Annotated in this window: 8 protein-coding genes; 6 read left to right on the top strand and 2 right to left on the bottom strand. The window is 37.8% G+C overall.

Going from position 1 to position 12,486, the window contains the following annotated elements; genetic code table 11:
• The first annotated feature begins 1 nt into the window (after window position 1).
• The 6 genes from ACFJGY_RS02520 to ACFJGY_RS02495 all read left to right on the top strand — a co-directional run bounded on the left by ACFJGY_RS02520 (window position 2) and on the right by ACFJGY_RS02495 (window position 4,701).
• Entirely contained in the window at window positions 2-235 is a 234-nt protein-coding gene (locus tag ACFJGY_RS02520) for a phosphopantetheine-binding protein (RefSeq protein ID WP_379967810.1), read from the top strand.
• A complete protein-coding gene (locus tag ACFJGY_RS02515) occupies window positions 235-996 on the top strand; it encodes an SDR family NAD(P)-dependent oxidoreductase (RefSeq protein ID WP_379967808.1) in 762 nt (253 codons plus the stop codon). The genes ACFJGY_RS02520 and ACFJGY_RS02515 overlap by 1 nt, the downstream gene beginning before the upstream one ends.
• Window positions 997-1,021: 25 nt before the next feature.
• Window positions 1,022-2,026 carry an acyltransferase family protein gene (locus ACFJGY_RS02510; protein ID WP_379967806.1) on the top strand — a complete coding sequence of 335 codons (1,005 nt, stop codon included), beginning with the start codon at window positions 1,022-1,024 and terminating at the stop codon, window positions 2,024-2,026.
• Entirely contained in the window at window positions 2,023-3,168 is a 1,146-nt protein-coding gene (locus ACFJGY_RS02505; protein WP_379967804.1) for a glycosyltransferase, read from the top strand. Before ACFJGY_RS02510 ends, ACFJGY_RS02505 begins: the two co-directional genes overlap by 4 nt.
• A gap of 9 nt (window positions 3,169-3,177) precedes the next feature.
• On the top strand, window positions 3,178-3,729 hold the full coding sequence (locus tag ACFJGY_RS02500; RefSeq protein ID WP_379967802.1) for a serine acetyltransferase: 552 nt from the start codon (window positions 3,178-3,180) through the stop codon (window positions 3,727-3,729).
• A 606-nt stretch (window positions 3,730-4,335) separates the two neighbouring features.
• Window positions 4,336-4,701, top strand: a complete 366-nt coding sequence (locus ACFJGY_RS02495) for a helix-turn-helix domain-containing protein (RefSeq protein WP_379967800.1) — start codon at window positions 4,336-4,338, stop codon at window positions 4,699-4,701.
• Window positions 4,702-5,396: 695 nt separating this feature from the next.
• Here ACFJGY_RS02495 and ACFJGY_RS02490 read toward each other — a convergent pair.
• Together ACFJGY_RS02490 and ACFJGY_RS02485 are read right to left on the bottom strand one after the other, a co-directional pair.
• A complete protein-coding gene (locus ACFJGY_RS02490) occupies window positions 5,397-9,062 on the bottom strand; it encodes a DUF6443 domain-containing protein (protein WP_379967798.1) in 3,666 nt (1,221 codons plus the stop codon).
• 7 nt (window positions 9,063-9,069) lie between these two features.
• Window positions 9,070-12,486, bottom strand: coding sequence for a hypothetical protein (locus ACFJGY_RS02485; protein ID WP_379967796.1), 3,417 nt, complete (start codon window positions 12,484-12,486; stop codon window positions 9,070-9,072).

Here is a 12,486-nt window from a genome sequence, read left to right as displayed (position 1 = left end):
TATGAAAACACAGGATTTTTTAGAAAAATTACAGGACGAGCTGGAAGAAGATAACACACTCTCTCTGGATACAAAATTCAAGGAATTGGAAAATTATGACTCGATGTCTGTTCTCTCTCTAATTGTCTTTATTGATGAAAATTTTGGAAAAAAATTAGACACCAAACAATTTAAGGATATTAATACGCTTCAGGAATTAAAAGGGCTGATTGGTGCAGAAAACTTTGAAGACTAATGTCTGATCTGTTTTCACTGGAAGGTAAAACCATTGTCATTTCCGGAGCATCTTCCGGTATAGGAAAAGCCTGTGCGGAACTCTGTGCAAAAGCAGGTGCACAGGTTATTTTAATTGGCAGAGATCTTTCAAAATTAGAAACAGTTTCTGAGAATCTGGAAGGAAACGGAACACATCTGTCATTTGAATTTGACATTACTTCGGAAGAAGAAATAAGTCGCTTTGCCAAAAATCTGATAGAAAACGGAATACGTATTTCTGGTTTTGTCCATTCTGCAGGACTCAAATATACTTTGCCACTCAGAAACATCAGTGAAAAAATATTGACCGAAAGCTTTTCTGTCAATGTTTTCGCCGGATTTTATCTCGCAAAAGCGATCTCGCAGAAAAAATTAAAAGCAGAAAATCAAAGCTTTATTTTTATTTCGTCTATTGCAGGCGTTGTCGGCGAACCGGCAAATCTGGCTTACAGTGCAACAAAAGGCGCTTTGATCTCCGGAACCAAATCTCTGGCTCTGGAACTGGCAAAACAGAATACACGCGTCAACTGTATCAGCCCGGCAATGGTAAGCACACCGCTTAGCGAAAAAATGTTTGAGGAGATTGGCGAAGAATCCACAAAAACTATTCTGGACAAGCATCCTTTGGGAATTGGTAATCCGGAAGACGTTGCGGCATCTGCTGTTTTTCTTTTGTCCGAAGCATCCCGATGGATTACCGGCACCAATATGATTGTTGATGGCGGCTACTCCGCACATTAAAAAACTATTACTAAAAACACAATATATGGATGGGAAAAAACTGTCAAATATTCAATATTTAAGAGGTATTGCAGCTCTAATGGTGTGCGGATTCCATACACAAAACTGGCTTAATAACTCTCTTACAGAGAATCTTGGTTCTCAATTATTTCCCAGCGGAGAATATGGTGTAGAGATATTTTTTGTGATCAGTGGATTTATAATGATTTACACGACAAGAAATTATGATCCGCAGCTGGTAAAAAAGAATTTCTTTTATTTTATGAAAAAAAGAATTGTCAGGATCGTACCACTTTATACGCTGCTTACATTCCTCTGGATATTCCTTTTTGTTCCTGGTTTTATATTCAATTATGTTAATACAATCAAACTTATAAAATGTCTTTTTTTTATTCCATACAAGGGTTATCCGATTTTATATCTCGGGTGGACACTCAACTACGAGATGCTTTTTTATGTCATTTTTGCATTGACGTTTCTTTTTAAGCAATACAGAATTCATGCACTTATCTGCGTTTTTATTCTCCAGTTTATTTTACAGCAGTTCACATTCTCAGGTGTTATCCCAAAATTTTTATCTAATGGCGTTATCAGTTTCTTTTTTGTAGGAATCGTTTCTGCATTACTCGTTCAGAAAATTAAAATTCCGGTTATATTTGGCAAGATCAAGTACTTATCTTATTTATTATTGATTTTGCTGCATCTGGAAATTATATATTTCGCACAGCACATTTTCCTTCTTTTGTTTATTGGCATCAATTGTTTCATCATTATAACTTCGGATTTTACAACACAAGAAAAAGTTTTCAAACCATTATTCTTTCTGGGAAATATTTCCTTTTCTCTTTATCTGATTCATCCTTTTGTTCCACATATTTTGATGAGTTATTTTAATATCAATCCCGGGTTTATCGATAATGGTATTCTGACATTTTTATTTTATCTTTTAATGTTATCAGTTATCTTTGGAATTAGCTATCTTTCATATAAATTGATTGAAGAAAAATTTAATAAACTACTTACCCGTTGAAAAAGAAAATCCTTATCAGAATTGGCTCTCTACGTCATGGCGGCGCAGAAAAAGTGCTGGTAACTTTTCTCAAAAACCTTCCGAAAGACAAGTATGAGATCGATCTGTTACTGAATCTATATTCGGGGAAATATCTCACCGATGTTCCGGATTGGGTGAATGTAATGTATCTCAACCGGGGCGAGATGATCACCACAAACCGCCCAAAAGATATTCCTAAGAAAATATACCGTGTTGTCTATCAAAGGCTTTTGAAGAAATATCCAAAAATCCTCTACAAAAGAAAACTCAAAAATAAAGTTTATGATATTGAGTTCGCTGCCATACACGGTTTTATGGATGAAGTTCTGAATAGTCCACTAAAATCTTCCAAAAAACTAATGTGGATCCATAATGATCTAATGCAGGTCAGCGGCTATACACCGGAAAAGATCAGACGGTTTTTCCATTATGACAAAGTGATGGTGATCTCAGAAAAGATTCAGGATACATTTTTGGATCTGGCAAAAACTGACATTGAAAAACATAAAATTGTCAGGATTTATAATCCGCTTGATACTGAAGAAATTCTTACAAAATCTGAAAAATCAATCGTAAATTATACGTTCGATAAAGAAGTCCCAACTTTCATTTCTGTGGGAACTGTTTTTCCTCAGAAAGGATTTGACAGGTTATTAAAAGTTCATAAAAGACTTTTGGATGAAGGCTTCAAACACAAAGTTCTGATCGTTGGCGATGGTTATGATTTTGAAAGTGTGAAGAAATTAAAATCCGAATTGGGTGTAGATGAGACAGCAACGATGCTTGGTTTTACGGATAATCCTTATCCTTATTTCAAAGCGGCGGATTTTTACATTCTGAGTTCGAGATATGAAGGTTTCCCGACGGTTTTGTTTGAGGCGATTACATTAAAAAAGAACATCATAGCAACCGATGTTTCCGGCGTAAATGAAATGCTGGAACACGGAAAACTCGGCTTGGTCACAGAAAACTCGGAAAACGGCATCTACGAAGGAATGAAAAAAGCATTAATTGATCCTGATCATTTTCTGACCTATCAGAAAAACTTAGAAAACTATAAGATGCCTTTTAATCTCGAAAATTCTGTGAATTCGATCATGGAAATCATTGATAATTTGTAATTTTATCCAATGGGTTATTCTATCATTCAAAAAGATTTTTACAGAGAAAGCGGAAAATATCTGTCGGATATTCAGATCATGAAAAAATGTTTCAGCCCGAATCTGCATTATATCTATGTTTTAAGAAAAACTCAAAAGCACTATAAAACGCCATTTATCGGTCTCTTTTACAAGTTGGTGCTTCGCCATTATCAGATCAAATACGGCTTCCAGATCTATCCTGAAACTGAGATCGGAGAAGGATTATACTTAGGACATTGGGGTCAGCTTGTCATCAATCCGAAAGCTAAGATCGGGAAGAATTGCAATATTGCTCAGGGTGTGACTATCGCGCAGTCCAACCGCGGAAAGAACGAAGGCGTTCCCATCATCGGTAACGAAGTCTGGATCGGTCCAAATGCCGTGATCGTCGGGAAAATAACAATTGGTAATAATGTTCTGATTGCTCCGAATGCCTACGTCAACACGGATATTCCAGATAATTCTATTGCCTTGGGAAATCCGGCCATCATCACCCCGAAAATGAATGCAACTGAGGGTTATATTAATAATAAGGTCTAGAGTTGACAGCATTTCATACTTCTTATTATCCTCAATCATTTGGGGTATGTTTTTTCTGCAAAAATAAACGAGGGTAGAATTATCTACCCTCGTTATTTATATTTCTCAATTATTATTTTAACTGATTTTCAATAGGTTAATATTTTAAATCATAACCATCACTAAGTTTTGAGCATTGCCCAAATGAGTTGGCTTTGTTATTTCTATAGATACGAGCGAGACGCTCGCACCAGCGGGGGCTGAATTCTGGAGCAGCCGTATTTTATTACGAGCCGACACGGGAATAGAGAGCCAAGGTTGTTCTGTTAATTGATGCCCCCATTAAACATTCTACATCGCCTTTCCAGCTCTCCGTAAACCTCACACCTTAAAAAACTATCTATAATACCACTCGACTCATCTGTAATACCACTCCGGTAGTCTGTAACACTAGTCGGCTAATCTGTAATGCTACTCCGGTAATCTGTAACACTACTCCGGCACGCTGTAATACTACTACGGTAGTCTGTAACACCAGTCGGGCAATCTGTAATACTACTCCGGTAGTCTGTATTACCACTATCCCGAAATCTATGTATATTTACCTTAATAAAAACACGAATAGATATGTTAAGAAAGAAACGCGGGAACCTACGGCCTTCCCAAAGCAGCCTTGTGCTACACCTTGCTCCTATCCTGACACTCCGACAGATCACATTTCCGTATGCTTTTCTCACAAAGGCGGGTATCAGCGGAAAGTCCGCGCAGAAAATGCTGAATGGCGAGGCGGTGCAGACCAACTTCCGGCAATTGACGGCCCTCTGCATTTCCCTCGACTGTACCCCCAACGATTTTTTCGTGAGGCGCGACCTGCAGCCTGCCGAAGGTCATCAGCTCAACAAACTGCAAGATCTGCAGGTGCCACTAATAGATCCCAAAGATTTCTACAAAGGAAAAAGCCTGGAAGAGGTCCGGGCAATGAGGGAGTTGTAAACAAAACACGAATTGCAATCTGTACTATCAGATATGTTTTTCTGTAAAAATAAACGAGGATAGACTTATCTACCCTTGTTATTTATATTTTTCAATTAGTATTTTAATTGATTTTCAATAGGTTAATGTTTAAAATAATCTCCATCACTAACTTTGTAACATTACCCATTGATGGAAAAAGTAAAGGAAGTAAATAAAATGTCCGATAAAGACAAAGATTATGTCTTTACGCTCATTGATGCTTTTATCGCTAGAAACAAACTTCAAGCAATTTTAAAATAAAACCTCCCACCAATTGGTGGGAGGTTTTTGTTATTTGTGACTTCCTAAATATGCAGCAAAGTATATAAAAACAGGCAAAGAAATAACCACATACAGTATAAGCAAAATATCTGCTGTTATTTTCTTCGTACTACTGAAACTCTTTACTTTTTCTCTTATTTCTTCATAAGAAGTAAATTTCCAATACCTTAAGCCTATTAATAATACTATTGGTAAAAAATATATTAGTAACAAAAACTTATTCTTTGGACCTATACTCGTTTGAAAACAGTTATCTAACATTATTATTAAAAAAGTCAGATTCCAACATAACATACTACAGGTCAATATAATTCCAGACGCTTTATGTGTTCCGTCTTTCTCAAAATACTTATAAAAATTAGTAAACTGGTAGTATAAAAAATCTATTAATATCATTTTATTTGGTCATTTATTAGTTCTCCTAAATTGTATCCATTTTCATCCATATGCTGTCCAATGTCTTTGCCGGTAACCAAAGTAGTCACTCCGTTTAAAAGAAAATAAGTCGCTGCAATTCCTTGTGTTACTCCTGTAGGTGTCAACGCCAATGCAGACATCGTAACATCAAGCGAGTTTGATGTGGTTATTCCGTTTTGAGTCATATCATACACACCTAAAGCTAATCCAGCACCTCCTAAAACTCTACCTGTTATTTTAAGCCCTTTAGCTATTCTTCCTGCTTTGAGAGCATTCATTGTCATTAATGGTTGATAAATAATTCTTCGTCCTCCAAGAATTTTAGGTAGAGCTTTCTCGTAAGTTAAAGTAGTTGTGGTATATATTTTCGGAATTCCATATTGAGAAGCTCGTTCAAATGCAGGTTGAAATAAAATTTTATTTGCTGAAAAAGCATATCCTGAACTTTTTCTCAATGTTTGTGACCAATCGTGATAATTTGTATTACTCTCGCTTTTCTTTCCTGTAACGACAACTTCTTGAATTTGTGTTTCTTTTTCAGCTGTGTCAGTTTTAGGGTCATAAACATACGTATTGCTTGGGTCATTGATGAATGGTTCAAATTTAGGTGTGTTTGGACAGGTAGGACAAGTTGCAAAAGCATCCCCCCCTTCCTCAAGCAATCCAGTTGGGTCAGAGAAATAAACAGGATTATTAAACGAAAAGCGGTAAGGTGTCCAATCAGGCATTATATCGGAAAGCCTATCCATTCCTATAAATCTTCCAATATCCGGCATATAATGACGGAAGTCCATTGCGTACATCCCCGTCTCTTGAAGTTCCTTACCGTTGTACTTATAATTCTCAAAACTTACAGATGGATTGTAAACCGGTGGATGCGACGTTCTTGCCTGGATGTTGATAAAATTCAATCCAAACGGGTAATAATCATTACTGCTTACTACTTCTGCGCTGCCATCATCGGGACTTCTGTCAAAGCTAAGCCTTACATTCCCTAAGTGGTCTTTGTACTGGTAAATATATTTAAAATTCTCGTAATCATAAAATCCTTCTGCCGTTGGGAAGAAGTTCGGCGATGCTTCCGTCAGATTGATCGGACCGCCCGGACCAACAACCGTCTTTTCTGCCAGCTCAAAACTTTCTCTTTGTCCGGCGTGAGCTACATCAGGATTGTCCAAAAGTGCTCCGTCAAGGTCTTCAGAATATGGCGTGGTATAAACAAAACCATCCAGATAATCGGTGTCTATGTCTTGTCCGCCGACTGTTAATTTTTTATGAAGCTTCACCCCATCTGCGCGATAAGTATAGTTAATAGGATTCCCGCCCTGAATAATGGTTTGAGGAAGATTCAGGTAATTATAAACGATAGGATCCGTGATTCCTTTATCGGGCATTGTCAGCATATTACCGTTAAAGTCGTAAGTCATTGGCTGTGGAACTGTGACAGCAGGGTAGCCATTGCTGTTCTGTGCATTGTCATAAACGGTAGAAAGGCGGTTGCTTTTGTTGGTATTTTCATAAACATAAGTCAGATCATCCACCTGAACTGCAGCCTGGGTACTAACCTGGGGTTTTGCGTTACGGATCAGGGTTTTGATGTTACCGTTGACATCGTAGGTCAGCTCTTCGTTATAGAATTTGCTGTCTGTTGTGGTTGTTTGACCCGGTGATTTGTAATTTCCTTTTCTGAGCCTGTTCAGGTCATCATAAGTGTACTCATATCGTTTAGCATCTTCGTCCTGATATATCCAGTCGATCTCGGCGATGTTGCCGTTGTATTTTTTGATGGCGGTATTTACAGGATCATTGTATTTGATCTTGTAGGAAAAGAGTTTGCCGGTATCAAGACCGCCTGTGGGATTCAGGTTGATGCCTGTCATCCAGCCCCGAATGTTGTAGTCGTATTTGATCGTCTGGAGCGCAAGAGATACTTCTGCAAAAGTAGCATCAGATACTGCGCCTACTTTTTTGGAAACAAGCCTTCCCAGATCATCATAGGTATTGTCTGCCAAAAGTTCTTTCGGGGTTTTGCCAACGACCTCGTGGTAATGTTTCAGAAGCCTGTTCTGGTGGTCATAGGTAAAATCCTCAATGATATTCACCGGGATCTCGCTGGCAATCCTGTTGTGGAGCGTCTGGGTCTGCTTCACAATGCCTGCAAAGTCCAGTTTGCTGCCCACCACTGTGCTTCCGCCCAAATGGTTAATGCTCGTAGAACCAATCGATCTTCCTTTTCCGTCGTAGAAACTATAGTTCTTCGTCCAGCTGTCATCATTAATATTCTTGACAAAGGATGCCAATGGAAGGGATTTGGTGGAACGACCCAAAGTGTCATAAGTTTCCTCAAGGATCGGCTGGTTCAGGATTTTGTTCTGATCGGGAAAAGGGGTTTCGTCGGGATAGGTGTCATAATAGTTAACGGAAAGAAGTTTTGTAATCACAGAAGGAAAGGCAGAGTTGGTATAATATAAATCCAATCCGCTGTAATTGCCGGAAGAGGAACTTCGGGACTCGTTGTTAGAAATAATAGTGGTACTATTAGTGACGATAGCCTGCACTGTTGCTCTGTCATCATTGCTGGCTACAAAACCTGTATAGACAACCCTGCTGAACTGATCATATTTGGTAAACAGCCATCCTTTTGCCCCAAATTGATTGGCAGATGAAGCCAGACTGGCATCCTGGGTAAAGATCAGTCTATCCTGCTTATCATAAACCATAGATTCCCAGCCTTTTCCTGGAAGCTTTTTTTCTACCAACCTGTTTCTGCCGTCATAATTGTACTGGTAGCAGAGATTGTCTATAATGGCATTAGGAACTGTTTTAGGATTATTGATCGTTTGATTGGAGTTGGCTCTGAACTCGTTAACCGCCAGTGGCGAGATCACAAACGCCAGCTGGTTGTACTCGTTATAAACATAATAAGTATCAATATAAGTTGCAGTCGGCTGGGGTGCTATAGATGGTCCCATATCATCTCCCTGGACTTTCCTTACCAACAAGGTCTGTCCTTCACCATTCTTGAACTCAAACGTAACCTTGCCATCTTCGTCCGACACCATATTCCTATAAAGCGTGGAGGCAGGGTAATATCCGTTTACCATTAATTTGCTGGTGTAGAAGGCGCCGCCGCTTGCCAATGTTTCGGTAGAGAATTTCAGAACGTCCGTAGCGGTGTTCGTCTGGTAATCGTAATTAACCGGGTGGCTCTGCCAGTCTGTCCCGGGCTGGATCTGCTGGAAGACTCTGTCCAAAGGTGAGTCTTCTAAAACTTTCTCGGAGTAAGGTCTTCCACCATAAAAAGCAGAACCGCTGGTTTCTGTTAACCCCGGATGAATGGCTCTGTCAGATGTGGCTATTGGAACCGGCAGGATGTCCAGAACCTGCCTTCCAAATCCGTCATAAACAACAGGAGTTACCAGATCGGTTGTCGGTGTTTTCCCTCCTTTGATCATAATGGTCTGCTTGGGTCTGCCCAAGCCGTCAAAATAGGTAACTGTTTCTGATGTCTTTTGGACAGTTTCATCTGGCGCTGACAAATGCGTCTTGCTGTAAACGTAATTCTCCGTCTGAGTCAACTGGGAATGGTATAACCCTGAACCAAAGACCAGAAGTGTAAGTGTTATTAATATATTTTTCATCGGTGTGTTAGTTTTTATAATGATAATCATATTCTTTCAGGAGATTGCCAGTTTGATTCTGTTCACGGACTTCTTTTAATCTATTCGCCGCATCGTAAATATAAACCTGTCTAACGCCGTTTGGTGGAGTGATGCTTCTGACACCTATTAATGGATCATAAGTGTAGGTCGTGATCTGATAGCCTGATAAAGCAGAGTTGGTTCTAAAAGTATCTAAAGCAGTTAATAAATCTTGTTCTTTAGGATTACCTGAAACAGTGTCATTGGCATCATCGTTTGAAGCTATTATGATAGTTGTTGCCAAACTTGAAACCTGTGCATAGCTTGCGCCTTCTATTTTTGCGATTGGCTGGGTGTTATTGTAACCCCAGATGATTGCCGTTGGAACACCCGATTTGGTAGTGTATTGCAGGAGATTGCCTTTGCTGTCGTATTGGTTATAAGTGACTTCTGTGGAAGAAGTTCCTGTCAATACATCTAGCGACGAAACGGATTTTGGAAGTAACAGGTTTCCTGTCTGGGTATCCGGCAAAACATCTGGATATACCGTTTCTGTTTTTGAAATGGTTTTACCGTTTTTCTTGGTTTCTGTTACTAATGGAATACCTACCATATTGCCGTCGATCAGCTTCTGATTGGGTTTTTCGTGCGCATAACTGTAATCCGTCGTCTGATAACTCGAGTCCGGGAAAGTTGTCTTTTGCTGTGTTAACTGGTAATGCGACGGGTTGTTGTAGAAGTATTCTGTGGTGGTGGTTAATGGGGTGCCGTTTTTGTAATCTGTAGTTGTTTGGGATTGGAGGTAATCAAAATGCGAGATATTTTTGTACTGTACAACATCAATATTTTCAAAAATGTTTGGCTTTATAACTACATCTCCAATATTACGTCCATAACAATATCCGTAAAATGTAACCCATACATCTATATGTCCACTGGCATGACATGTATCATCCCAAGTATGCCACGCATGGGTATGATTTGCATTACAATAGTATTGCTGGAATGATGAATTGATGTTATCTGCAGTACAATTCAAAGTTACATTTCCAGAATATTGTAAGTCGAAATTTTTTCTTACAGATATTGCATCAACAGAAGTTTTGCGATTATCGTCCTCTACATAATTGTACTGGATCTCTTTTAATAAGGTATTTGAAGAATCCTTATAAATCGTATTTTTTTCTTTGCCATTATTCCAACCAAAATTTGTCCAGGGACTTGATAATATGGGTTTACCAATTAAATCTTTACCAAAATAGTCACTGCTAATATCAAAAGTATGTATTGTCTTTCCTCTTCCCGGAGTTTCTTCAGTAACAGTTTCATAAAATATATTGGGATTAGTGGCATTTAATTGTGCTAAATTATTAGAAGTTAAACTGTAATAATTTATAGTGTAATATTGTCCCGCTGTCCCACAATATGATCTATCAGTCTGTAATTCTAAGAAATAGGGCTTCCTCAATACATTTATACCAGAATATGAAAATGTTTTTGTAATTGGATTTCCTGAAATAGGGGTATCAGTAGTGGAGGCTACTCTAAAACCTCCGAAAGGGGCATCTACTTGTTGGGTAGTGTCTGGTCCGGTAGTATAATAAAAGCTTAAGCTTGTATCTGTACAAAACCACATTGTTTTTAATGTAAAAGTTGTAGGAACATCTTTTTTCAGCTGTATATAGTACTGATTATAAGCCATATTAGTTGTAATATTCAATGATGTAGAAGTACTAATTATATAGGCATTTACTGTGGTAGAATAAGTATATATAGGTAAGTATTGATTATTATTATCCTTAATCATCAAATTTCCTTGTGTCTTACCTTCGTCGGTGTTCGGATTACAAGAAGGGGATCTGTTTGCATTGGGAATGGAAAGCATTATAAACTCATCTTTTGTAGGAGTAATGGTAATTACATCAGTTACAAATTTTATTTCATCTGTGCTTGACGCCTGTAATCTTACCCAATCTTTAACGCCAGGAATAATTTTAGTCTCTTTCCTTGTATGAGGTTCATAAAGAATATCTGTGCTTCCTTTTGTTGGATATGTGATTTTATTTAATAAGCCTGAGTTTCCTTTAGTACCATCAAAACTTTGATCGGCTCCATTATAAATAACCCTATTTAGATCATTTGTGTCAAAAATTTGAGGTATCAGCGTAGTATTGCTTTTTCCATTGTATAATCCCCATATATCTCTGCTGGCAGAGACATCACTTTGAGTTGTCAGTCTTTGAGGAAGTTGTTCTTTGTTTATATATTCAAATTCATACTTCCCATTGTCCTTTGTATTGACAATATTTTTAAGAAACATTCTGCCATTAGAGGTTGTAGTATATTCAAAATTATAATTAACGCCTTCATTATTTCTTGATTTATAAATAACTGATTGTAGAGGTTTGAAATCATTATTTCCCAAAGCACCATAACTAAATAGCATTTCCTGAATCGGATTGCCGGAAACATCATTATAATAAATCCTTTTTATTTGTTGTCCAAATAAAGTTTGTCTTGATGAAATTCTGCTATTATTAGGATTTGCAGAAACAGTGTACATTTGAGAAACACATGTGGAAATACCATTTAAATTACCAGGAACAAGTTTGTATTGGATTAAACCGGGAGGTGTATAGATCATTGTCTGTGATTGCGATATGGTTGTAGTGTATCCCGATTCATAATATTCAATATTAACTTCTTTTCCGCTACTTTTTATCTTTGTAAGGTACCAAGAGGAATTATATGTGGATGGAACTGAATGTCCACCCCCATATGTTCTGTATATAGATCCTTCTTTTGCTGTAAATTCATATTCTACTCCTTTATCAGATATGACAGTAAATGACTCACCTCCACTTTGTCCTATAATCTGATAATTGGATTTGGTATATAAAAATGGCTGTCCTTTTTTATCAAATACAAATTTTATACTATTCCCGGCAAAATTAGCCATATACATATCTGGCTCGGAATCTACATCAGGATTAATACAATCATTGATGTAGTTCACAACATCCGGACTCCATAGACCTAGAATATCTATATTTGGAATAGTCTTAATTTCAGCTGAATTTTCATCTGGCAGATCCCTCACTGTTCTTGTAATTACACCTGCACTGATAAGACTCCATCCTAGTCCTGTACTGCCATTCATCTCATCTAGTTTTATTCCATTGGAAGAGTAGTTTAAAGAAACAGGAATATTGATATCACCAACACTAAAAGTTGCTATTGGTATATTAATATTAGGCGCTCCTGTGAATAATCCCACCGGAACATTTCCGTAACTTCCAAATTTGAACGCCTCTGGAGAAGCAGGCATTATTTTAGGGGAATAATCAGTAGCGTCAGTAGATTGTGATAAAAATTTGTTAGTACTGAAAATCAATATCATAAATAATTGTAATTTCTTCCTCAT

This window comes from Epilithonimonas sp. UC225_85 (genome assembly GCF_042695135.1).
Taxonomy (GTDB): domain Bacteria; phylum Bacteroidota; class Bacteroidia; order Flavobacteriales; family Weeksellaceae; genus Epilithonimonas.
The sequence above is the reverse complement of the archived record's forward strand: the minus strand, read 5'-3'. Positions and strand labels throughout refer to the sequence as shown.